Source organism: Rhizobium sp. BR 317 (assembly GCF_047445835.1).
Taxonomy (GTDB): Bacteria; Pseudomonadota; Alphaproteobacteria; order Rhizobiales; family Rhizobiaceae; genus Rhizobium; species Rhizobium paranaense.
The window spans coordinates 87,603-109,310 of record NZ_JARWLB010000018.1; the positions used below are offsets into that span (position 1 = coordinate 87,603).

Below are 21,708 nucleotides of genomic sequence, written 5' to 3' on the forward strand. Positions count from 1 at the left end.
ATTCTCCGTTTTGATAGTCAGTGTTGGGCTGATGCTTTGGCTTGCGGATTCCGCGCACTGCTGCGCGCCAGGATCAAAGTGACGGTGGCGGAGACCAGCAGAAGTGCTGCGACGAAATAGAGGCCACCTGCAAAGCTTCCGGTCGCGTCCTTGATCCAGCCGATCATCGATGGACCGACGAAGCCACCGAGGTTGCCGATCGAGTTGATCGTTGCAATGCCTGCCGCGGCGGCAGGTCCGGTTAGGAAAAGCGTTGGCATGCTCCAGAGCGGTGGCTTCGATGCGCTAATACCGATGTTTACCAGTGTCAGCGCCATCAACACCGCAAAAACGCTGGTTGCGCCAGTCGCAAACGCAAGGCCCGCTGCAGCAAGCAGGCAGGCTCCGACAACATGCCAGGTACGCTCGCCAGTCTTGTCCGAATGACGAGCCCAGAGGACCATGCCGATGACTGCGAAAATAGCAGGAACTGCATTGATCAATCCGACCTGAAATGACGACAAGCCAAAGCTCTTGATAATCTGCGGTGCCCAGATGCCAAGCGTGTAAAGGCCGGCGGATGTCCCAAAATAGACGAGCGAGAGCGCGAGAACCCGGACGTCGGCCAATCCTGCCCAAATGCTATGGCTGGTTTTCGGCTTTCCGGCCTGCTCGTCTTCCATCGTTTTGACGAGCCAAGCGCGCTCGTCGGCGGAGAGCCAATTGGCCTTTTCCGGGCGGTCCGTCAGATAAAAGAATACAACCACGCCAAAGATAAGGGCGGGAATGGCTTCGATGATAAACATCCACTGCCAGCCTGCCGGGCCCCAGACACCGTGCATCTCAAGAAGTGCACCGGAGATCGGGGAACCAATCGCCGTGGAAAGCGGGGCGGCGGCCATGAACATCGCCGTCACTGCAGCGCGGCGACGGGCCGGAAACCAATAGCTCAGATACAGAATTATGCCCGGGAAAAAGCCGGCCTCGGCCACTCCCAGAAGGAAGCGCAATGCATAGAAACTTGTCGCGCCCTGAACGAGAGCCATTGCACCGGAGACGAGGCCCCAGGTGATCATCACGCGGGCAATCCAGATGCGCGCTCCGACCTTGTTCAAGATTAGGTTCGAAGGCACTTCGAAGATGAAATAGCCGAGAAAGAAGATGCCGGCGCCGACACCAAAAACAGTCGACGAAAATCCCAGATCCTGATTCATCGTCAGGGAGGCGAACCCAATGTTCACGCGGTCGATGAACGCGATAAGATAAAGAACCATGATGAATGGCACGATGCGCCACGTAATCTTGCGCACCACGCGCGTTTCCAGCTCGCGCTCCATTGCAAGCTCCTCCCTGTGTTTGAAACAAGCGCGTCCTCTCGCGCTGTTCAATAAGGCTAAATGCTCCCTTGCAAACGATGAACAGCCAGATAATTATATAATTATTTGATATAATGGCCCGCAGATGGAACTTGAACAGATCAGATGCTTCGTTGCAGTCGCTGAAGAGCTTCACTTCGGTCGGGCAGCCCAAAAGCTTGGGATTCTCCCCGCCTCCTTTGGCCGCCACATTCGCATGCTCGAAGAGTCATTGGGTGCGGCACTTTTCAACCGGACGACCCGAAGCGTTTCTCTGACCGAAGAAGGCGCCCTCCTGCTCGAGGAGGTGAAGCCAATCCTTGCGCGTTTGGACTCCGTGGCAGAGAAGTTTCGAGCGGCCGGGCGCAAATCGACTCCGCTTCTCAGAATTGGTGCGATCGATAGTGCGGCTGCCGGCCTGGTTCCGATGCTGCTTCACGATTTCCGCGAAATTGCTCCCCATGCAGTGACCCAACTTGTGGAAGACAAGTCGATCAGACTCATCCCGAAACTGCTTGCCGGTCGGCTGGATATAGCCCTGATCCGCCCGCGCGATGGGCTAAGCCGCAGCCTTGTGATCAGGCCGCTCTTCCACGAAACCGCCGTCGTCGCCGTAGCTTCGACAAATCATCTGGCTTCGAAAGCCGAAATCACAATAGCAGATCTCCGCGACGAACCGCTCATCGTCCCCGAACGGCGTTCCAGGCCGCATAGCCACGATCTGACGATGACGCTGTTCTCCGAACTGGAAGTGCGCCCACGGATCGCGCAGGTCGCTGATGAAAAGCAGACCATCGTGAACCTCGTCGCCGCGGGAATTGGATCGGCAATTGTCCCCCGATGGACATCAAAACTCGCCGTTCAAGGCGTGACATTTGTGCCGCTGGCGGACCGCGCAGGCACGCGCTTGGAGAAACTCCCACTCGCCGTAGCCTGGATGAAGGCTGTTCGAGATCCAACCCGGGACTTGCTGCTCGACCTTCTGGAAAACAACATCAAAAGATATTCGGAACTCGCTTAATTTTGGTCGCTGAAGCCCGTTTGTGCCGCGAAAGCGCCAGCCACTGGCTCCGTCGCAAAATTCTGCCGAACAAATTCATTTGCCTCAGAGTTGGAATAGCGGAGAATTGCAGCGACGCTTCCTGCCGGGCAACCGAGCGCCGCAAGGGATGACACCGGCAGGCCTTTGAGGAGGAGAAAATGGCCGGTAACCATTCAGACCCGAGCGGACCCGATCTGGCCCTCGGCATTGCACTCACCGATCTTCCCGATGGCGGCAAGCTGGTCGGCCATCGCGACGGCGAACCTGTGCTTCTGGTGCGCCGCGGAGCAGAGATATTCGCCGTTGCTGCCACCTGTTCGCACTATGGTGGGCCGCTGGTCGATGGCCTCGTGGCTGACGACAGCGTCCGCTGTCCCTGGCATCACGCCTGCTTCGACCTGCGCACCGGTGGGGCCCTGCGCGCGCCTGCGCTATCGCCGCTCGCTTGCTGGTCGGTCGAGCAGCGCGGCGGAAAGATTTTTGTTGGCGAGAAGCGCAAGAACCCGTCGCCTGCCCCGCGCCAAGGCGATGCCGGGCCGCCTCCGGAAAAGATCGTCCTCATCGGCGGTGGCGCGGCCGGTTTTGCGGCAGCCGAGAGATTGCGACGTGAACAGTATCAGGGCGCCATCGTCATGATCAGCGACGACGAGGCACCGCCCGTCGATCGACCCAACCTTTCGAAGGATTATCTCGCAGGCAAGGCTCCCGAAGACTGGATCCCACTGCGCAAGGAAGCCTTTTATGCCAAGAACAACATCGACCTGCGTCTCGGAACCAAGGTCGCCGGCATCGATGTCCGTGCCCGCGAGGTCGTGCTCGCCGATGGGGAAAAGGTCTCCTTCGATAAATTGCTGCTCGCGACCGGTGCCGAACCGGTGCGCCTGACCATACCCGGCGCCGACCAGCCTCACGTCCGCACGCTGCGCTCGCTTGCCGACAGCCGCAGCATCATCGCGCAAAGCAGTGCAGCGCGGTCCGCCGTCGTGCTCGGCGCCAGCTTCATTGGCCTCGAGGTTGCCGCCTCTCTCCGGACCCGCGGTATCGAAGTGCATGTGGTGGCGCCCGAGGAACGGCCGATGGAAAGAGTGCTCGGCCCGCAAATGGGCGACTTCATTCGCGCCCTGCATGAGAAAAACGGCGTCATCTTCCACCTTAAGGACACCGCTGCAAGTATCGGCGCGAACGATGTCGTGCTGACCAGCGGCAGCACCCTTGCCGCTGACTTGGTCGTTGCCGGCATCGGTGTGCGGCCGCGGATCGATCTCGCAGAAGCCGCCGGTCTTGCCACCGACCGGGGCGTCCTGGTCGATGCCTATCTCGAGACCAGCGTGCCGGGGATATACGCTGCCGGCGATATCGCACGATGGCCCGACCCTCACAGCGGCGAGAACATCAGGGTGGAGCACTGGGTGGTAGCTGAGAGGCAGGGCGCTGCCGCGGCGCTCAACATGCTCGGACACAGGACGAAGTTTACGGATGTGCCGTTCTTCTGGAGCCAGCATTACGACATTCCGATCAACTATGTCGGCCACGCCGAGGGATGGGACACAATCGAGGTCGAAGGCGACATTGCCGCAAAGGACTGTCTCCTGCGCTTCAAGCGCGGCGGACGCGTCCTGGCGGTTGCCACCATCTTCCGCGATACCGAAAGCCTGCAAGCCGAACTGGCGATGGAGCAAGGCAAGGCGTAGAGCGGGATGGGATTATACCGCGCCGGCACAAGTTCCGGTTTCACGCCTGAAAAAGTCCCGAATAAGTGTCGCGCAGCACGTTTTTCTGCACCTTGCCCATGGTGTTGCGCGGCAGCTCGTCGACGATGATGACGCGCTTTGGCTGCTTGTATCGCGCAAGTCGATCTCGCAGCCCTTCCAGCACGGCCGTCTCGTCGATCGTCGCGCCCAGCTCCCGGACGATAACTGCGGTCAGGCCCTCTCCGAGATCGGGATGCGGCACGCCGATGACGGCGCTCTCGACGACGCCAGGCAACTGATCGATCTCGCTCTCAATTTCTTTCGGATAGATGTTGTATCCGCCGGAAATGACGAGGTCCTTGCTCCGGCCGACGATGTGCACATATCCGCGCTCGTCGATCTTGCCGAGATCGCCGGTGATGAAGAAGCCGTCGTCGCGGAACTCGGCTTTGGTTTTCTCCGGCATCCGCCAGTAACCCTTGAAGACATTCGGCCCCTTCACTTCGATCATGCCCGTCTCGCCATCCGCAAGGGGAGTTCCCGTTTCGGGCTGCGTGACGCGCAGGGAAACGCCGGGCAAAGGGAAACCGACCGTGCCGGCCACGCGGTCCCCGTCATAGGGGTTCGAAGTATTCATATTGGTCTCGGTCATGCCGTAACGCTCGAGGATCGCATGGCCCGTCCTTTCGGAAAACAGCCTGTGCGTCTCGGCAAGGAGCGGCGCCGATCCCGATATAAAGAGCCGCATTGCCGAGGTTACGTCGGCATTCAGGCCGGGGTGCTGCACCAGCCGAACGTAGAAGGTCGGAACCCCCATCAGAACCGTTGCCTTAGGCATCAGCCGCAACACTTCGTCCGCATCGAACTTGGGCAGCAGATACATCGAGGCGCCGGCGAGCAGGGTGACGTTCGATGCGACGAACAGGCCGTGCGTATGGAAGATCGGCAGCGCGTGGATCAGCCTATCGGTACTGCTGAAACGCCAATGATCCCGCAGCGTCACGGCATTGGACAGGAGATTGTCATGGGTCAGCATCGCGCCTTTCGAACGGCCCGTCGTGCCCGATGTATAGAGGATCGCCGCAAGGTCGTCCGGACCACGAGCGACGTCCACGAACTCGGCCGTATCCTCCGTCAGCGCCGCCATCAGCGAGCCGCCACCCGCCTCATCGAGGGTTTCGAGACGAGCACCGTATCGCGCCGCGACGGGCTCCAGTCCCTCGCGGGTTTTCGGAGAAACCACGACCAGCCGGGGCTCGGCATCGCCGATGAAGTAGTCGAGTTCGGCGAACGTATAGGCGGTGTTGAGGGGAAGATAGACGGCGCCTGCCCTGACGCAGGCGAGATAGAGCAGCAAGACCTCCGGGCTCTTCTCGACTTGCACCGCAACCCGGTCATCCGGCCTGACGCCCATCGCCACCAGGGTTGCTGCCAGCCGCGCCGACTGTGCGATCACGTCGCGATAGTGCCAAACCCTCCCGTCCGCCGTCTCGATGAAGACGGCATCCGGCTTCGCATTCTCACGGATAGCGTCAAAAAGATGGTTGCTCACTTGGAAGTCTCCTTCAGGCGGAATTGGTTGGAGGCTAATCCGAAATCACAGCAGCACATGTAATAGCTCACGCGCGTTTACGCATCCCGTTACGTCCGCAACCTCTGCATTTACCGTAACGTACTTCCGCGGGAAGTTTTTCGAGAGAAGTGTGGCCCGGTCGATGATCCAATTCCGGCAGCGGCGGACGCTGCCCGATCTAAAGGAGACCGGAATGTTGAACGACCATCACACGGCGGGGGGAATGCGATGAGCAGGACCATCTCCCGACGCCTCCTCGGCGCAACCGCGGCTTTTGCAATGGCGCTTGGCTCAGTTTCGCTCGCCGCCTCTTCCCTTCACGCGCAGCAGGCGACGCCTTCCACCGAAGCGCCGGCGCAACCGTCTGACGGCGCCCCCTCGAAACCGAATATTCTTGTCATCTTTGGCGATGACATTGGCCAGACGAATATCAGCGCCTATTCCTTTGGCGTCATGGGCTACCGGACACCGAACATCGACCGCCTCGCCAAAGAAGGCATGATGTTCACGGACTACTATGCCGAAAACAGTTGTACGGCAGGACGCTCGACCTTCATCACCGGCCAGGTCTGCTTGCGCACGGGGCTCTGCAAAGTTGGAATTCCCGGCGCAACCGTCGGCATCCAGCCTCGCGACATTACCATCGCACAGGCCCCGAAGCCGCTCGGCTACGCAACCGGACAGTTCGGCAAGAACCATCTCGGCGACCGCAACGAATTCCTGCCGACGAACCATGGCTTCGACGAATTCTTCGGCAACCTCTATCACCTCAATGCTGAAGAGGAGCCCGAACGGCCATATTATCCCAAGGACGACCAGGCGTTCGTGAAGTCGAACTCCCCCCGTGGCGTCATCCACTCCTTTGCCGACGGCCGTGTGGAAGACACCGGCGCGCTGACAGCAAAGCGCATGGAGACGATCGACGACGAGACGACCGCAGCCGCGATAGATTTCATGCAGCGGCAGGTGAAGCAGGGCAAGCCGTTCTTCACTTGGATGAACACGACCCACATGCACTTCGTCACTCACGTCCGGCCCGAATACAGGGGCCAGAGCCGCATGCCAGGCAACGAATATGCCGACGCAATGATCGAGCATGACAACGACGTCGGCAAGCTTCTGAAGATCCTCGATGATCTGAATATCGCCGACAATATGATCGTGCTCGATACGACGGACAACGGGCCGAACCAGTTCTCATGGCCGGACGCGGCAACGACACCCTTCCGGAGCGAGAAGGACACCAACTGGGAAGGCGCCTTCCGGGTGCCCGCATTGATACGCTGGCCGGGGCACATCAAGGCCGGCGACGCTTCCAACGATATGGTATCCGGCCTCGACTGGTTTCCGACGCTGCTTGCTGCGGCCGGCGACGCCGACATCAAGGACCGCCTTCTCAAGGGAGCGTCGATTGGTGGCAACCAGTTCAAGATTCACCTCGATGGCTACAATCAGCTCCCCTATCTGACCGGGCAGGAACCGAAGTCAGAGCGGCATGATTTCTATTATTTCAATGATGACGGACAACTGGTGTCCTACCGTTACGACAATTGGAAGATTGTCTTCTGCGAGCAGCGCGCGCCGGGCGCCATGCAAGTGTGGGCCAATCCATTCACCTGCCTCAGAGTGCCAAAGGTGTTCAACCTTCGCATGGATCCCTTCGAACGCGCGGACGTGGTCTCCGACCAATATTACGATTGGCTGGTGAAGAACGCCTATCTCGTTCAGTACGGCATCTGGAGAGTAGCGTCGTTCCTCCAGACATTCCGGGATTACCCGCCGAGCCAGCGCCCGGCCAGCTTCAGCATCGACCAAATGATCGAGGCGCTGATGTCGTCCCTCCAGCAGACCCCAAGCGCTCAGTAAGCCAAGACCTGATGGCGCGGCCCCGGCCGCGCATCGAATTTACCGTTGCGTCCTCCCCTCGCCCATCCACATATGCATCCTATTCCCAAACATTGACGGAGGATGCCCATGAAGCTTCGCGATGGCGAGGGGCCGCGATGAGACTGCTGGCACCTTTTCTGCATGTTGAAAGCGATCTCCGGGTCATGCAGGATGAACGTCCTGGCGATTCTCCTACCCGCCCTATTGCCTCTGTTGGCCGTAGGCGCATTCTTGCTGCCGTATCCGCAACTTGCGCCGATCGTGAAAAACCTGCTGCTGCTTTGAGAGGAGGTCGACATGTTTCCCATCCTTGTCCGTCTGCCCTTGGCGGTAGCGGGTGCTATCGCCGGTTGGTTCGTCGCCGAGGGCACGCTGCGCTACAATATCGTCCAGATGGGAATCGCCTTCATCATGCTCGCCGCATTCATTACGACATGCATCTACGCGCCCACGCTGTTGCGGTGGTTGGGAATAATTCGAGACCGCCCGCGCGATGGCCCCTGACTCGCGTATTTGCGCAGCCATCGACGGCGACACGGTTCAGCCAGACCATGAACTTTCCGACTCTCGATAGGTATCGAGGCCTACTCGGCGCCGATCAAAACCAGACAGGGCGATGCGATCTTTCGGATAGGAATATTCGCATGCGCTGGATCGCGGGCGACCTTCTCAATACACATCATCAGCTCCGCCGTCTTGCCGACGTCTCGTCCGGCAGTTCTAGCAAGCATGTGCTTTGCCAAAGCCATCCGATCGTCTGCTCGACTATTTTCCCACTCGGCCAACGTCGATTGACCGGTTAGCCGAGCGGCTGAAACCGATGTTGAGATGAGAGCCAATAGCCCCGCGATGAGCAAAATGCGTCCGTTCACGCGCCCTCCTTTTTGCATGCCTAATCTCTGGGCATGCCACCGGTATGACAACGGCGCGTGCCCTTCAAGAGACATCATTGATAATGCTCATGAACTGGTTGCTTCGGCTGACCCAGCATCCATGAACGTCGGGGAGCTTGAGATGGCCAGAATTTGAACAAGGTCGCAGCGAAGTGTTCCCGCTGCTTGCTCAAGCGCCGCAGATGCCCGAAACGGCAACTTTCTGGAACAGATGCGGAGAGGCCTTCGCMGAGGACGGGTAATCCGAGAGCTTCGCCCGGAACTCCGGATGCGAATGCCGCCCGGAAGTCGGCCATCGTGTCCCAGACGGCATAGTTGAGATAGGTCGGGCTCTCGCCGACGGCCCGATGAAGCTGGGTCGAAATGAAACGGGGCTGACGTTTCATAAATTGGGCGTCGTCCCGCCACGCTTTGAGAAAGATATCCTCATCCTTGAGGTCCAGCGTGAAAATATTGACCGAGATGACGGGTGACACGTCGAAAGCGATCTGGCGATCGGGAAAGCCGGGTCCAGTGGGTGCATGTGTGACATTGCTAGCTCCATCCAATATAGTTGCATGATGTCAAGTTGGTACGATACCTACATAGTGGATTGACATCATAATGTCAATTTGCTTACATGGTGACACATGAATAAGACGGAACGAACCCCTGAGGGAATCGCACTGACCTCAATTTTCCTTGATCTGTTCAGGCTGAATAATCGTCTTCTTGCGTCAGGTGACAGGATGGTTGCCAGCCTCGGCCTCACCATTGCCCGATGGCAGGTTCTCGGTAGCATCATTGCTGCCGACCGACCGCAGCCAGTTGCATGGCTTGCGCGCGACATGGGCGCCAACCGGCAGAACGTCCAACGCATCGTCAATGATCTCGAGAAAGAGGGGCTCGTCTCGTTCCAACCCAACCCGCATCATCGGCGGGCGCAACTGGTCGTGCTGAGCAGCAAGGGCAAGCAGACATATGAAGCCGCAATGAGCCTGCAGGTACCCTGGGTCAACGAGATGTCGGACGGGCTTCGGCTCGAAGACATCGAAACGATGCACCGGGTCATGTCAGCTCTACTCGAGAAATTAGATGGACACGGAGATGTTGAAGAGCAGAGTTGACCGCTACGGCACGGTGGCGGTTTCCATTCACTGGGTGAGCGCCATTTTGATACTGGTGTTGCTAGGCACCGGTTTCCGGGCAGCGAATGTCATCGATGCGACCAGCAAAGCCGGCATCCTTCGTCTCCACATCCCGATTGCAATCGCGGTACTCCTTCTCACCCTCGTCCGCATCGCCTGGTGGTGGCGATTCGACCGGAAGCCTCTTCCATGGACGGATCGCCGCTATGGCAGGAGCGGGTCGCCCGCGCAGTCCACATTGCCTTTTACGTCATCGTCGTCGGTGTGATAGCCAGCGGCATCGGGATGATCGTGCTGAGCGGCGCCGGACCGGTGATCTTTAGCGCACAGGCCGAAGCTTTGCCGAACTTTGCCAACTATCCCCCGCGGGGACCGCATGGCTTGGGCGCACTGCTGCTTCTMGCGCTGCTMGCCATTCATATCGGAGCGGCTCTCTATCATCAGTTCGCGCGTGGCGATGGCCTCCTCCGGCGGATGTGGTATGGCGGCTGACCGGTTCGCATCGACGTTGTTTCCACGCGCGCCAGCGCACCACCCGTCGATCCCGTGAACAATCCCGGGAGTTGATCTGCACCTGGACCTGCACCATCCGACGACACAAATGGCAGAATGCCATTCTGTGGGTGTTTCGGACATTCGATATTCTGTCACATCCATGTCATGAAATGCGTCGACACCTCGTCCCAGATCAAGAGCGGGTACCCCAATGGATTATTTCAGACGTTTCAACTTTCTGTTCGCGACGCCAGCCTTCGACAACGAGGATCTGGAGGGCGCCCGCTACAATCAGATCGTCGAGGAGATCGAACGCTCCGGCTTTGAGGTGGTGCGCGCGCGCAATCTCGAAGATGCGGAGATCGCCGTCCAGACGGACGCCGCCATCGGCTGCATGCTGGTCGACTGGGGTAAGAAGGGGCTCGAGGGCAAGACGGCCTCCCTCATCAACCTGATGCGACGACGCGGCCTCGAATTCCCGATCATTCTGCTGATCCGCCGCAAGCGCTTCGAGGATGTGCCGGTAGAAGTCCTCGATTTCATCGATGGCTATGTCTTCCTTTCCGAAGAAACGCCGGCCTTCATCGCCAAGAGCCTTATCAGCCGGCTCAAGCAATATGCCGAGACGCTGAAGACGCCGTTTTTCGGCGCGCTGGTCGATTATGCCGAGGAAGGCAACCACCTCTGGACCTGCCCCGGGCACAATGGTGGTATTTTCTACAGCCGCAGCCCGATCGGCCGGGTCTTCATGGAGCATCTCGGCGAAGCGGTGTTTCGCGACGATCTCGACAATTCCGTGCTCGACCTCGGCGACCTGCTGACCCACGAAGGACCTGCACTGGCCGCACAGAAGGAAGCCGCCAAGATCTTTGGCGCCGAGAAGACCTATTTCGTCCTGAACGGCACCTCCACCTCCAACAAGGTCGCGCTCTCCGCCCTCGTCACCGACGGCGATCTCGTGCTATTCGACCGCAACAACCACAAGGCAGCGCACCACGGCGCCCTGATGATCTCCGGCGGCATTCCGGTTTATTTGCCGACCAGACGCAATCTGTACGGGCTGATCGGCCCAATGGATTTTGCGGCCATGGACGAAGAGGCACTCAGAGAGAGCATCCGCACCCATCCGCTGGTGAAAGACCCCGAGGCCCACAAGAAGCCGCGCCCGTTCCGCGTCGCGGTGGTGGAGCAATGCACCTATGACGGCACCATTCACAATGCGGAGATGATCCTAAAGCGTATCGGGCATCTCTGCGACTACATCCTCTTCGATGAGGCTTGGGCCGGCTTTATGAAATTTCATCCGCTTTATGCCGGGCGCTTTGCCATGGGCCTTGCCAACCTCGGCCCCGACGCGCCGGGTATCATCGCCACGCAATCCACGCACAAGCAGCTGGCAAGCTTCTCGCAGGCCTCGCAGATCCACATGAAGGACCGGCATATCACCGGCCAGAAACGGCGCGTGGAGCACCGGCGTTTCAACGAAAGCTTCATGCAGCACGCCTCGACCTCGCCCTTCTATCCACTGTTTGCCTCGCTCGACGTCGGCGCGCAGATGATGAAGGGACGTTCGGGCGAAGTGCTTTGGGACGACACGATCCGCCTCGGCATCGAGCTGCGCAAGAAGATCCGCGCCGTGCGCCGCGAATTCGAAGAAAAAGAGCATCGCCCGGAGCGCCGCTGGTTCTTCGAGCCGTTCGTGCCGGACCGGGTAGCGATCCCGGATGTGTCCAGCCCCGGCGCGGTGCATAACGTAGCGTGGGAGAGCGTCGCCACCGACCAGCTCGCCACCAATCCCGCCTTCTGGCACCTGACCCCCGACGCTGCATGGCACGGCTTTTCAGGGATGGAGTCGGGCTTCGCGATGACCGACCCGAACAAGCTCACCCTGCTCACCCCCGGCTTCGACCGGAAAAGCGGCAAATATACCGAGCACGGCATACCGGCGCCCATAGTCGCGCAATATCTGCGGGAAAACCGCATCGTTGCGGAAAAGAACGACCTCAATTCGCTGCTGTTCCTCCTCACCCCCGGCGTGGAGGCCAGCAAAGCCGGCACCTTGATCAGCGGTCTCGTCGCCTTCAAAAAACTCCATGACGACAACGCCCTGCTCGAGGAAGTCATCCCGGAATTCTACCGTCGCCGGCCGGCCCGCTATGCGGGAGTGCGGCTGCGCGATCTCTGCGCGGACATGCATAATTTCTTCCGCCAAGCCGATGTCAGCACGCTTCAGACAAAGCAGTTTTCCGCCGACCATCTGCCCCCGCTTGCCATGTCGCCGCATGATGCCGCACGCTGCCTGGTGCGCAACGATGTGGAGTATCTGCCGATCGACGCCATTGCCGGCCGCATCGCAACAACGCCCTTCGTGGTCTATCCTCCGGGTATTGCGACCATCGTGCCCGGTGAGCGCTTGACGGAAAAGGCTAAGCCCATGATCGACTATCTCAAGATGTTCGAAACCTGCTTCAACACCTTCCCCGGCTTTGAGGTCGAGATTCAGGGCCTCTATCGCGAAATCGATTCATCCGGCCGCATCCGGCTCTATACCTACGTGGTCGCGGAATAGGCTGGGAAGTTCAGGTTCAGTCATGAAGCAGGAGAATATAATCGTCATCCGCCCATCCCGGGAGACCGATGTCGATGCCATGTTGGCGATCTACCGCCGCCATATTCGGCGCGGCATCGAGGCTGGGGTTGATGATAGCGACACGCCGCAACCGGACGATCTACGGGAACGGCGCAAGAATTTAAAGGACCGCCGCTTCCCGCATGTCGTTGCGGTCGAAGGTGAAAAGGTCGTGGGCTATGCCTATGTGGTGTTGTTCCGCAAACGCCCGGCCTACCGCTATACCGTCAAGCACTCGATCTATGTGCATCACGATCATATCGGCCAGGGCATCGGAAGCCTGCTCATGCGCGGGTTGATCGACACCTGCGCGGCGGCCGGCTTCCGACAGATGATCGGCTATATCGACGCCGATAACGCTGCATCGCTCGCCCTGCACGAACGCTTCGGCTTCGTCCGCGTMGGCCTGTTGCCAGGGATTGCCTATCGCTACGGCCGTTGGGCCGATACCGTGATGGTCCAACGCTCCCTCGCCGCCGGCTCGACTACCCCACCACCACCGCCAGCGCTCTCCACTCGCTGAGGTCAACCGGATTGACGCAGACGACAAGTATCTCGATTTTTGCGATACCGCTCTCGGTCGCTCAGTGAAATGCCGGCCCGACGATCTCTCGCCCGACGCAAGTCCGCATGGCGCGAATTATATCCTGCACATAGCCGATGATGGCACGATTGCGGGGGTCGTCGATCATGGCAAGATCTTCGCGCATGACCTGCAGCATCCGTTTGATGTCGAGCAGCGTGCGTACGATATCGTCATCGTACTCCTCGCCCATATCATCGATGATATCGGCAACGGCCGCGGCCAAAGAGTCGACCCAGACGAGACGCTGCGCGGCACTCAACCGCTCAAAGAGTGTGATGTTATCGACTGCCGGCATACTTGCGCCTCCGGCACGAGAAATGCGACCTGCGCGGTTAGCGGTCAAGTCACAAAATCGGCATTCAAAGCGAAAATCACTTTTCACAAAGTCGCCGTCCGCCGCCATAGGGCTGGTAGGTGCAGTCCGCGGGCCGGAAGGAGCGGTAACTGCGGGAGCATTCGGTGATGTTGCAGGACTGTGTTGCCCCGGGACTGTCGATCACCGCTTCTGTCGATTGCGCTCCGCGCGGCCCAGGCACCGCCATCGCCTCCCGCATGAAGTCGCGCCAAATATGCGCTGGCAAGGCGCCGCCTGTGACCCCGTTCATTGGCGTGCCGTCGTCATTGCCCACCCACACGCCGGCGACGAGCGGTTGTGTGAAGCCAACGAACCAAGCATCGCGATTGTTCTGGCTGGTGCCGGTCTTGCCGGCCGCAAAGGTGCCGGGGTCGGCTCCGCGCCCGGTGCCGCGCTCGACCACCAACTGCAGCAGGCCGAGAAGATCGGACTGGTAGGGGGAAAGATCCACACTCGGCTTTACTTGTGAGCCAACCCGAAACGCCTTTGCCTGCCCTGCTGCTTGAAACTCGACGATGCCCCACGGCTCGACGGGCGCCCTGCCAAGTTGGACGGACGCATAGGCGCTGGTGAGCTCGAGCAAGTTTACTTCGKACGTGCCAAGCGTCAGAGATGGCGTGTTGGCAAGCGGCGTATTGATGCCGAGTTCGCGTGCAGCAGCGATCACTTTGTCGAGCCCGACCTCTTCGGCAAGCGCCACCGACGCGGCATTGAGTGACCGGGCAAAGGCCTCGGCAAGTGTCACCCAGCCGTGATAACCGCCGCCAGAGTTTTCCGGCGACCAGCCGTCGATGTCAATCGGCGCGTCCAGAATCCGGTCGGACAGCGAGAACCCAGCCTTCAGCGCTGCGTAGTAAACGAACAGTTTGAAGGCCGAGCCCGGCTGCCGCATCGCGGTGACGGCCCGGTTGAACTGGCTTGCCTTGTAGTCGCGCCCGCCGACCATGGCAACGACCGCGCCATCCGGCGTCATCGCAACCAATGCGGCCTGCGAAGCCCCGACTGTCTTTCCTTCGCCATCCAGCGCCCTTCTCACGACCCTTTCGGCAATCTGTTGAAATTGCGGCACCAGCGTCGTGCGCACCGTGGTTGAACCCGGCGAAGAGCCAGCAATTTCGCTGGCCCGCGGCGAAATCCAGTCGGCAAACCAGCTTCCGGAGCGCGGTGTCGGCGTCGTTGGATGCAGCTTGGCGAAGCTCGCCTTGGCTTCCTCCGCCTCCGCTTTGGTGATCTTTCCATTCGCCACCATGGCGTCCAGAACAACAGCGGTGCGTTGCCGGGCGCCTTCGAAATTATCGATCGGATTCCATTGGCTCGGCGCTCGCAGCAATCCCGCGAGCATCGCTGACTCCGGCAGGTTGAGAGCGTCTATATCTTTGTTGAAATAGATCCGCGCCGCGGCAGGCATGCCGGTAGCGCCAGCGCCGAGATAGACGCTGTTGAGATAGCGCGTCAGGATTTCCTGCTTGCCGAGCTTCCACTCCAGCCAAATGGCTATGACAACTTCCTGTAGTTTTCTCTTTATTGTCCGATCGCTATCGAGATATTCCAGCTTGATGAGCTGCTGGGTAATCGTGCTGCCGCCTTCTACCACCGAGCCAGCTTCAAAATTCCGCAGCAGTGCTCTTCCGATTCCTCTGGGGTCGACGCCGAAATGATCCATGAACCGGCGGTCCTCAATCGAAAGGACAGCGTCGATTAGCTGTGTTGGAAACTGGTTATATTGCACGTAGGGCCCTTGATAAGGCCCCTGCCTTACCAACGGCGCGCCGTCAGCGGTTTCCAACACCACGATGGGCTTTAACGTTCCATCCCGGATCTCGGCCCAAGGCACGTCTTTCAGTGCCCACACCAGTACGCTTGCAAGGAAGAGGCAGGCAAAAAGGGCCAATCCCGCGACGATTTTCCACCGGCCCGTATTTGGCGAAGCATACGTTCGATTTTCGAACTGCCTTATGCGCAGGCCACGAATATCGCTCCCCGCTTTAGACAGGGCAGTTGCGAACCATCTGCCAAAACTGCGGACCGTTGAGGGGCCTTCCGGCCCGCTTGGCGTCTTAAGCTTCGTCCTCAAGTACGAACCGGCCGCTTTGGTCCTGGCCCTTGCGAAGATCGCACTTGCTCGCAAATCATGACCGAGTGCCCGCAGTAGATTTTGCGTCGCCTGTCTGCTTTGGCCAAAGGCTCCGTCAGCCCGTCGCCGAGAATCGTCCGATGAACTGGACGTTGAGTCAGACGAGGGTGCAGGTGCCTCACCTTTGTCGGCAGCGAGCTCCGATTCCGGCGGGCGACTGGCACCCATGCTCGGGTCGCTGGTATTTTCGGCTGAGGAATTGGGAGGGCTTGGCATCGGTTCCCGCTAAAGGCTCTTTTTCCCTAATGTAGGGCGAGCTTATAACGTCGCCATGTGGAATCCTCCATCGCAAAACCGGCCCATTTATGTCCGTCTTCCGCTTGGAGATCACCTTCTCGCTTCATTCGCTGGAGGTGTGGCGACTTGTCCCTAATTTGAAACGCTTCTTGATCCGGTCGACCGGCGTTCCATCCAGAAGGGGAACCTGGACGAGCCTGTCATAGTCTTCAAAACCCATCCTGGTGTAATAGGCAAGACCGCTGACATTATCGGCACGTATGGTCGCATTGATAAATTCGAACCCGAGCTCTTCACCCGCTGCCCGTGTCGCAGGAAAAAGGGCGCTACCCACGCCAGGTATCTTTGGATTGGTACGGGCGAATGTCGCTATATCCGCAAAACCCTTCGGCGGATCGCCGTACAGGCTCAAAGATTGGAAGCCAGCAAGCAACCCGTCGTGCTCAGCGACATGACAGACCAGAGTAAACTCGCCATCAATGAACCAATCTGTGAACTCGGCAGCCGAAAGTGGCGTCTCAAGCGCAGTTGTTCCGCCGGTGCGGATAATCTCATTCAGCAGGCTACACAGTTCTTCTGCGTCGGCTGGTACAGCCCTTCGAATGTGCATGACTTCAGCGTCCTCGTCCTCATCTTGGGATGACAACGTACCGACGGTACCAGGGGAGCACAAGCGGCCCACTCTCCCGGCATCTTCGTGAAGACCGTGCGCGCAGCACGGAGTGTTTTTTGAATCGTTCGACTCGACGATAGAAATCCAGCATCTTCAACACGGAAATTTTTGCTAGATATTGCCAGGACCATCAAGAAATGACCTCTTCAGCTCCCTTTCTCGGCTTTCCGGATCGCCTCCCTGATGGCCGCATGCCGAGAGCAGTGATCTTCGGGGCCGGTCATGGCAGCACGTATCCCGGCAAAGATAGTAGCGGCTATGTCTTGGCCGCTGATACCATCCGCTCCGCGAGCCAGGCCGATGCCGCACTTGTGGAGCACTGGGATTTCGATCTTGGTGGACCGCTGTTCGACGGCAAGCCTATTAGCTGTATCGACGCCGGCGATATTCCAACCACCTTGCATGACAATGCTGGTAACCGAGCTCGAATAGAAGCGAAGACGTGCGAGGCCTTGGTGTCGTCAGCCGCACCCATCTTGCTCGGCGGCGACTGTTCCGTGACCATCCCCTTCCTTGCCGGCTTTGCGGAACATGGGCCTATCTGGGTCCTGCAGATCGACGCCCATATCGACTGGCGCGACGAATTGCATGGCGAACGCTACGGCTATTCGAGCCCCATGCGCCGGGCGAGTGAGATGCCGCATGTCGCTGGCATCGTGCAGGTCGGCCTCCGCAGCGTCGGCAGTGCGCGGCTTGTCGACATAGAAGCGGCGCGTCAGTATGGCAGCCGCTTCGTGACCGCCCGCGAAGTTCACGCCCGGGGTATCCGAACTGCTCTCCAGCACATCCCGGAAGGAGCGCAGGTGGTCATTACCCTCGACTGTGACGCTCTTGATCCTGGCATCATGCCGGGTGTCGCGGCGCGTACGCCCGGTGGCCTCACCTACACGCAGGTGATCGACCTTATTGCAGGCCTCGGCAAGCGCACTAGGCTTGCGGGATTCGATCTGGTCGAATTCTTTCCTCCCGCCGACATCGACGGCCTGTCAGCCCTGACCGCCGCGCGCCTTCTCGTCAACATGATCGGCGCCATCGTTCGGCAGGTTTGAAACTGCGCTTCCTCTCGCCTACGCGGCGCTTTCACTAAGCGTCCGCAGGAAATCCACATCGTCACCGATGATGGCGTCGATGAGCCCGTAGCTGAGGCATTGCCGGATCATCGGAAACCTGTCCCTGCCGCCCTGCCAGAACAAGGCGAGCTTTTCCGGCAGGAGTAAAGCTCAACCGCGCGGCAATTTCCGCTTTCTACAAGGCTTCGGCATCGGCGCGATGGAAGCGGTTCCAGTTCCAGTGAGACGGAATCGATCCCGCCGGCGCGCATCGACGCAACAATATCGACGGGACGGTGGTGAAGGATCGCTTCGGTCTGCAAGCGCGGTTCGATCTCCATCACCCGTCTGAGATCGAGGTGATCGAAGGAGGAGATGGGGACATGGTGGAGACGATCGCGCGTTCGTGCTCCTTCATCTCGATGGCTAGGCGCGTACAGACCCAAGGGCGCCCTGTTGCAGCTCGTTCGTCGGATGGCAATCGACTACGCGCCCAGAGGCATCCGCCAACGCCGCGCACCGGCTCCATCAACACGCCGTTTCTGACGCGCTACCTCGAAGGATTGGAGGACCCGAAAGCCAGCGAGGCTGCCATCAAGAACGCGCACGTTCCCCCTTGGACGCTGGACTGAACCCAGCGAAATCGCCAACGCGATCATCTATCTCGCAGGATCAAGCGCATCGTTTGTCACGGGACACATTCTCATGGCAGATGGATGTTAGCTCGCGTTGAGAAGGTTAGCCTTCAACGGGGCGTAGGGGCACCAAAGACTTGAATGAGTTGGCGCCGTATGGTGTTGGATTTTCGTTGTGGGTTTCGATGAAGGCGTCGATGTCGGCTTCCAGTTCCGCGGTGGAACGGTGTACGCCGCGCTGCAACTGCTTTCGCGTCAGCTCTGCGAACCACCGCTCGACCTGATTGATCCAGGATGCCGAGGTTGGCGTGAAGTGAACATGCCAGTGTGGGCGGCGCGCGAGCCAGGCCTTGATCCTCGGCGTCTTGTGCGTCGCATAATTGTCCATCACCAGACGCACGTCCGGCCCATTGGGCATTTCTGCGTCGATCCGCTTCAGGAGGTCGAGGAATTCCGTGGCCCGGTGACGCTTGTAGCCATGACCGATCACCGCCCCCGTGGCAATGTCGAGCGCGGCGAACAGCGGAAATTTCTTTCCGTCCAGAATGACGAGGTCCGCCTGCCTGCCAGCCATCGATCAAACTCCTGCTCTTGTCACAGAAGCCAAACAAAATGAAGCTTGCTTCCGTTCCACGTGACTAGTGCATACCGAACTTCCGAACGGCAAAATCCAGAAAGCTTCGCAGCTTCGGCGTCATTCGCCGACATACGCCGCAACTATCGCAGCCTGCGGAAGTCGCAAAAGTAATTCTGGCAGCCACGGCAGTTCTGTCGAAATAGCGGTTTATAATGCGCGCTGGCGTCAGCGTGCCGCTACTATTTATGCCTTTAGCGAGCGCAGCGCGGTCTGCGCTCATAGAGCGCACGCTTAGCAGCGTTGCGATCACTTTGCCCATCGCCAACTAGGCGGCCCCTAACGCCTGGAATATGCAGCAAGGCTCGATAAGTTGAATGCCGAGCCGCAAGGCACTACTTCGCGAACTCGCGATACAGCTCGACCGTCGGCGCGTGCGTATCGATCGTGTCGGCGACCTTGTCTACCATCGGCAGGTTCTTCTTTTCCGCGTCCCATACCGCCCTAAAACGTTCAACCGTCTCGCGCGCGGTGTCGATCACCAGCTTCTCAGAAAGCTCCGCTTTCGCAGCCAGATGCGCCAGCTCGTCCTTCGACAGCGCCGCCATCTTTTTTGTGCGGGAGAAATTGAGCGCCGCCGTATCTTCCCCCTCGATGTATGGGATAGTCGACAACAGGTCATACGCTGGCGAGAGCGCAGGGGTGCGGCGATCAGGATAGATAAGCGACCAGTTCTTCAGGTGCATATCACCGTTGCCGATTAGCGTGCTGAAGACTAGACGCCGGATGAATTCCGCCACGTCGGCCGTGCTGGTTTCGATCCCCAGCACGCGGCCGATCATCCGGTAATTGCCCTTATCGTATTTATGGTCGGGAAAGACGCCGAAGACTTGCGCAAAATCCTCGATATGCACCGGTCCCTTCGGCGTGCGGTAAAAACGCTCGATCGCCAGCGCCTGCCCGTGCAGCTCGCCCAGCCCCTGCGGCAGGCCGGTCACGGCATCGAGATCAACCAGCTGGATCTCGGGCACGTCCATGCCCATCATGCGGGCGATGGTCATCATCGCGAACTCGTTTTCGGGCACGCCGCTATATTGCTGAGAGGGCAGCTTTACGATCCACGAGCCACCCGTGCCCTCGGCCGGGATGGTCAAGCCGCCGCCTTTATTGTCGTTCTTAAAGGCCGAGAACTTCAGCTGCACACCCGCCAACGAAAAGCGTAGCGCGTTCGACCGAGCTTCAACGATAGCCCGCTCGTCATCCGGAGGCGCGTCATCCCCTTCGGAGGGATGCACCGTCACAGCCCCAGGCAGGTCGCGGCCGAGCATCCAGAGCAGGAAGAATTCCCGCGACGGCTTCACACCCGCACGACCAGCGAGGTATTTGCGCAGCGGCCCTTCCGGCAGTAGGTTCGAGAAGAAGGGCGGGACCACCATGTTGTACGGCCTGAACTTCGTAATGAGCGCCCCGAACGGGTCTTTCAGAGACAGGCTAAGCGTCGGCCGCTTTTCGTCTTCGATATAAGCATCGTTGAACGCGAATATGGTGCGCCCGTCCTGCAGGTTTGTAAGGGTCGCTACCGGTTGCCCATACAGTCTGACATCGAGGACCGAGACCTTAGGCATTATCGTCTTCCTCATCCAGCGCATAGGCCGAGCGAGGGACCGCGTCGTCACGGTCGCGGTGCAACGCAGCGTTGCGTAGGTCTCTTACGGCATGTGCGATCCTGCTCAGTTCCTGACGGGACGGAGGATCGGCCTGCCATCGGTCGAGGCGTGCAGTCGCCTCTTTGAATGTGTCCATCTCCTCGGCCGACAGAGGAAGATGCCTTAAGAGCGCGAGGCTATCTTTGAATGTATCTGCCTCGGAAGCACTACCGAACGCGCCCCTGTGCTGCGCAAACCACCGCTCGAGGCGCCCCGCCAGTTTGCGCTGGTCGGATGTCAGGACACCACTTGATGCCGGTGCGCTATCGAGGATGTTGCGGATCGCCGGCATCAGTTTTTTCGGGGCAAGGACGATCTCGAGGTCGAGCGCGCGCGCAACATCCACTAGGCTGCCAAGCCCGGGCTCCATGGTGCCCCGTTCTATCTGAGAAATATGGCTTTGCGTCAGGCCCGATCGTGCGCTCAGCTCGCGCTGGCTCATTTTCTGCGCTTCGCGCGCTGCGCGTAGCTGCTGCGTTATATGCTCCGTTTTATATGCCATATCATTATCCTGTATCTCGCGATGCGAACCATACAGGATAATATATAGACAACGCTATAGAGCGATGCAATGATGATATACAAAACCGCATCAGTACGATGAATTATATGTAATTATATATCAGATTTAGGCTTAGGACCCACTCCGCCGTTCCCGTGTGGCGGCCATTCGGAAGCACCGGTCCGGGCGTTAAGAGGAACTGAAAAGGAACACGCGGCTCCTTCAACCGAGTGTCCTTTAGAGGACGCCTCCCATTCCAGCGCCGGACAGCCGCGCTTCGTGTCTAAAAGGAAGCCGGCCTTTCTGCCTCGGCAACTCGCCCCGGTCGACCGCAAGCGATCATTGCCACCTGTTTCCAACAACCATGCCATTCCGACGAGCAGATCGTCATCAGTTATGAGAGCCGTAAGCGGAGCAAAGCTGAACGAAACGACGTGCTCTGCGCTTTTCGGGAGAAAGCAAAACCGCCGTTGCCAGCTCGGCCAACGACGATCTTGACACATGGACTGCGATATCTTTCGAGCACTACTATTCACGCGGTTGATCCAGCGCAATAAAAGGACGCCGGCCTTCGTATAGAATAACC

The 21,708-nt window shown here is 59.2% G+C and carries 20 protein-coding genes and 2 pseudogenes; 12 read left to right on the top strand and 10 right to left on the bottom strand.

Annotated elements, in window-relative coordinates; translation table 11 throughout:
- Positions 1–17 precede the first annotated feature (17 nt).
- Entirely contained in the window at positions 18–1,316 is a 1,299-nt protein-coding gene (locus QD357_RS24340; RefSeq protein ID WP_414125201.1) for an MFS transporter, read from the bottom strand.
- Between the two features lie 124 nt (positions 1,317–1,440).
- Here QD357_RS24340 and QD357_RS24345 point away from each other — a divergent pair, with 124 nt between their 5' ends.
- Both QD357_RS24345 and QD357_RS24350 read left to right on the top strand, forming a co-directional pair.
- Complete coding sequence (locus QD357_RS24345; protein ID WP_414125202.1) at positions 1,441–2,355, top strand: LysR family transcriptional regulator; 915 nt, start codon at positions 1,441–1,443, stop codon at positions 2,353–2,355.
- A gap of 179 nt (positions 2,356–2,534) precedes the next feature.
- Positions 2,535–4,067 carry an FAD-dependent oxidoreductase gene (locus QD357_RS24350; RefSeq protein ID WP_414125203.1) on the top strand — a complete coding sequence of 511 codons (1,533 nt, stop codon included), beginning with the start codon at positions 2,535–2,537 and terminating at the stop codon, positions 4,065–4,067.
- A gap of 40 nt (positions 4,068–4,107) precedes the next feature.
- On the opposite strand, the gene QD357_RS24355 is transcribed toward QD357_RS24350, so the two are convergent.
- Complete coding sequence (locus QD357_RS24355) at positions 4,108–5,619, bottom strand: malonate--CoA ligase (RefSeq protein WP_414125204.1); 1,512 nt, start codon at positions 5,617–5,619, stop codon at positions 4,108–4,110.
- 249 nt (positions 5,620–5,868) lie between these two features.
- Between QD357_RS24355 and QD357_RS24360 the strand changes: the two genes are divergently transcribed.
- Complete coding sequence (locus QD357_RS24360; protein WP_414125205.1) at positions 5,869–7,506, top strand: arylsulfatase; 1,638 nt, start codon at positions 5,869–5,871, stop codon at positions 7,504–7,506.
- A gap of 318 nt (positions 7,507–7,824) precedes the next feature.
- Positions 7,825–8,031: a hypothetical protein gene (locus QD357_RS24365; protein WP_183939936.1), complete on the top strand. Its 207-nt coding sequence runs from the start codon at positions 7,825–7,827 to the stop codon at positions 8,029–8,031.
- Between the two features lie 80 nt (positions 8,032–8,111).
- Here the strand turns inward: QD357_RS24365 and QD357_RS24370 are convergent, their stop codons facing one another.
- The gene (locus QD357_RS24370) at positions 8,112–8,399 is read right to left on the bottom strand and encodes a hypothetical protein (protein WP_414125206.1); all 288 of its coding nucleotides are present in this window, start codon (positions 8,397–8,399) and stop codon (positions 8,112–8,114) included.
- A gap of 190 nt (positions 8,400–8,589) precedes the next feature.
- A pseudogene (locus tag QD357_RS24375) lies at positions 8,590–8,952 on the bottom strand (antibiotic biosynthesis monooxygenase family protein).
- Between the two features lie 97 nt (positions 8,953–9,049).
- Between QD357_RS24375 and QD357_RS24380 the strand changes: the two are divergent.
- The 5 genes from QD357_RS24380 to QD357_RS24400 all read left to right on the top strand — a co-directional run bounded on the left by QD357_RS24380 (position 9,050) and on the right by QD357_RS24400 (position 13,194).
- On the top strand, positions 9,050–9,526 hold the full coding sequence (locus QD357_RS24380) for a MarR family winged helix-turn-helix transcriptional regulator (protein WP_183939931.1): 477 nt from the start codon (positions 9,050–9,052) through the stop codon (positions 9,524–9,526).
- Positions 9,507–9,815 (top strand): cytochrome b, encoded by a 309-nt coding sequence (locus tag QD357_RS24385; RefSeq protein ID WP_414125207.1) that lies wholly within the window; start codon positions 9,507–9,509, stop codon positions 9,813–9,815. Before QD357_RS24380 ends, QD357_RS24385 begins: the two co-directional genes overlap by 20 nt.
- Positions 9,737–10,039 (top strand): cytochrome b, encoded by a 303-nt coding sequence (locus tag QD357_RS24390; protein ID WP_414125227.1) that lies wholly within the window; start codon positions 9,737–9,739, stop codon positions 10,037–10,039. The genes QD357_RS24385 and QD357_RS24390 overlap by 79 nt, the downstream gene beginning before the upstream one ends.
- Positions 10,040–10,253: 214 nt before the next feature.
- A complete protein-coding gene (locus QD357_RS24395; RefSeq protein WP_183939927.1) occupies positions 10,254–12,611 on the top strand; it encodes an Orn/Lys/Arg decarboxylase N-terminal domain-containing protein in 2,358 nt (785 codons plus the stop codon).
- A gap of 22 nt (positions 12,612–12,633) precedes the next feature.
- A complete protein-coding gene (locus QD357_RS24400) occupies positions 12,634–13,194 on the top strand; it encodes a GNAT family N-acetyltransferase (protein ID WP_183939924.1) in 561 nt (186 codons plus the stop codon).
- Between the two features lie 61 nt (positions 13,195–13,255).
- On the opposite strand, the gene QD357_RS24405 is transcribed toward QD357_RS24400, so the two are convergent.
- The 3 genes from QD357_RS24405 to QD357_RS24415 form a co-directional block, all read right to left on the bottom strand.
- Positions 13,256–13,552 carry a hypothetical protein gene (locus QD357_RS24405; protein ID WP_183939922.1) on the bottom strand — a complete coding sequence of 99 codons (297 nt, stop codon included), beginning with the start codon at positions 13,550–13,552 and terminating at the stop codon, positions 13,256–13,258.
- A gap of 76 nt (positions 13,553–13,628) precedes the next feature.
- A complete protein-coding gene (locus QD357_RS24410) occupies positions 13,629–15,962 on the bottom strand; it encodes a PBP1A family penicillin-binding protein (protein WP_414125208.1) in 2,334 nt (777 codons plus the stop codon).
- Between the two features lie 124 nt (positions 15,963–16,086).
- On the bottom strand, positions 16,087–16,593 hold the full coding sequence (locus QD357_RS24415; RefSeq protein ID WP_414125209.1) for an N-acetyltransferase family protein: 507 nt from the start codon (positions 16,591–16,593) through the stop codon (positions 16,087–16,089).
- A gap of 200 nt (positions 16,594–16,793) precedes the next feature.
- Between QD357_RS24415 and QD357_RS24420 the strand changes: the two genes are divergently transcribed.
- The 3 genes from QD357_RS24420 to QD357_RS24430 all read left to right on the top strand — a co-directional run bounded on the left by QD357_RS24420 (position 16,794) and on the right by QD357_RS24430 (position 18,428).
- Positions 16,794–17,705, top strand: coding sequence for an agmatinase (locus QD357_RS24420; RefSeq protein ID WP_414125210.1), 912 nt, complete (start codon positions 16,794–16,796; stop codon positions 17,703–17,705).
- Positions 17,706–18,088: 383 nt separating this feature from the next.
- On the top strand, positions 18,089–18,337 hold the full coding sequence (locus QD357_RS24425; protein ID WP_246451518.1) for a hypothetical protein: 249 nt from the start codon (positions 18,089–18,091) through the stop codon (positions 18,335–18,337).
- Positions 18,338–18,347: 10 nt separating this feature from the next.
- Positions 18,348–18,428 (top strand): hypothetical protein, encoded by an 81-nt coding sequence (locus tag QD357_RS24430; RefSeq protein ID WP_414125228.1) that lies wholly within the window; start codon positions 18,348–18,350, stop codon positions 18,426–18,428.
- A 15-nt stretch (positions 18,429–18,443) separates the two neighbouring features.
- On the opposite strand, the pseudogene QD357_RS24435 reads toward QD357_RS24430, so the two are convergent.
- The 3 genes and pseudogenes from QD357_RS24435 to QD357_RS24445 all read right to left on the bottom strand — a co-directional run.
- A pseudogene (locus tag QD357_RS24435) lies at positions 18,444–18,863 on the bottom strand (IS630 family transposase); the annotation flags it as partial.
- 446 nt (positions 18,864–19,309) lie between these two features.
- Complete coding sequence (locus tag QD357_RS24440) at positions 19,310–20,539, bottom strand: type II toxin-antitoxin system HipA family toxin (RefSeq protein WP_414125211.1); 1,230 nt, start codon at positions 20,537–20,539, stop codon at positions 19,310–19,312.
- A complete protein-coding gene (locus QD357_RS24445) occupies positions 20,532–21,122 on the bottom strand; it encodes a helix-turn-helix domain-containing protein (protein ID WP_414125212.1) in 591 nt (196 codons plus the stop codon). The genes QD357_RS24440 and QD357_RS24445 overlap by 8 nt, the downstream gene beginning before the upstream one ends.
- Positions 21,123–21,708: the final 586 nt, after the last annotated feature.

Coding starts and splice junctions, on each gene's coding strand:
- QD357_RS24365 (WP_183939936.1), top strand. CDS start 7,825: ATGTTTCCCATCCTTGTCCGTCTGCCCTTGGCGGTAGCGGGTGCTATC.
- QD357_RS24395 (WP_183939927.1), top strand. CDS start 10,254: ATGGATTATTTCAGACGTTTCAACTTTCTGTTCGCGACGCCAGCCTTC.
- QD357_RS24445 (WP_414125212.1), bottom strand. CDS start 21,122: ATGGCATATAAAACGGAGCATATAACGCAGCAGCTACGCGCAGCGCGC.
- QD357_RS24360 (WP_414125205.1), top strand. CDS start 5,869: ATGAGCAGGACCATCTCCCGACGCCTCCTCGGCGCAACCGCGGCTTTT.
- QD357_RS24350 (WP_414125203.1), top strand. CDS start 2,535: ATGGCCGGTAACCATTCAGACCCGAGCGGACCCGATCTGGCCCTCGGC.
- QD357_RS24405 (WP_183939922.1), bottom strand. CDS start 13,552: ATGCCGGCAGTCGATAACATCACACTCTTTGAGCGGTTGAGTGCCGCG.
- QD357_RS24415 (WP_414125209.1), bottom strand. CDS start 16,593: ATGCACATTCGAAGGGCTGTACCAGCCGACGCAGAAGAACTGTGTAGC.
- QD357_RS24385 (WP_414125207.1), top strand. CDS start 9,507: ATGTTGAAGAGCAGAGTTGACCGCTACGGCACGGTGGCGGTTTCCATT.
- QD357_RS24345 (WP_414125202.1), top strand. CDS start 1,441: ATGGAACTTGAACAGATCAGATGCTTCGTTGCAGTCGCTGAAGAGCTT.
- QD357_RS24380 (WP_183939931.1), top strand. CDS start 9,050: ATGAATAAGACGGAACGAACCCCTGAGGGAATCGCACTGACCTCAATT.
- QD357_RS24420 (WP_414125210.1), top strand. CDS start 16,794: ATGACCTCTTCAGCTCCCTTTCTCGGCTTTCCGGATCGCCTCCCTGAT.
- QD357_RS24340 (WP_414125201.1), bottom strand. CDS start 1,316: ATGGAGCGCGAGCTGGAAACGCGCGTGGTGCGCAAGATTACGTGGCGC.
- QD357_RS24440 (WP_414125211.1), bottom strand. CDS start 20,539: ATGCCTAAGGTCTCGGTCCTCGATGTCAGACTGTATGGGCAACCGGTA.
- QD357_RS24425 (WP_246451518.1), top strand. CDS start 18,089: ATGGTGGAGACGATCGCGCGTTCGTGCTCCTTCATCTCGATGGCTAGG.